This window comes from Polaromonas sp. P1_E3, from assembly GCF_056405935.1.
This window is the reverse complement of sequence record NZ_JBFUBD010000844.1, coordinates 1-560: the sequence shown is the minus strand read 5'-3', so window position 1 is coordinate 560 and position 560 is coordinate 1. Positions and strand designations below refer to the sequence as shown.

General features: G+C 61.4%; 1 pseudogene. It reads right to left on the bottom strand.

Features of this window, described 5'->3' with window-relative positions:
* Window positions 1-560 (bottom strand): annotated as a pseudogene (locus AC1D0Z_RS23890) (acetyl/propionyl-CoA carboxylase subunit alpha); the annotation flags it as partial.

Here is a 560-nt window from a genome sequence, read left to right as displayed (position 1 = left end):
GTTGTGTGCAATACGGAAGGCCAGCGGGTTGCGGCCTACGCCGCGCTCAACCTGCGCAGCAAACGGCTGGCCATTCACCGTGCCGCGGATGCGCGCTCCGCCCAGGTGCCAGCTGCTACAAATTTCATAGCTGCTTGCGCCCGTCTCTATTACGCTGGAGCCCGTTTTGGCCACATAGTCACGCACCGTCACCGGATGCTGCGTGTTCTCCCCGGCGGCACCCAGCCCGACCACCACAAACTGCTCGCCTACCGTTACGCCATGGCCGGGCATCTGTCCGCTGATGCCGGCCGCACGGCCCAGCTGGCGCCGGTTGACGTAAGCCGCCAGCGCCACCAGGAAGTCGGGGTCTTGATGTGGAACATCTTCGGCGTGAAAACCTTTGCCGTAGTTCTCGGCAATAAAGCCCGTGTTGAAATCACCGGCGACAAACTTCGGATGCGCCAGCAAAGCCGCCTGGAAAGGAATGTTGCTGGAGATGCCGCGGATCACAAAACCATTAAGTGCCTCGCGCATCTTGGCAATCGCGTCCTTGCGATCCCTGCCATGCACGATGAGCT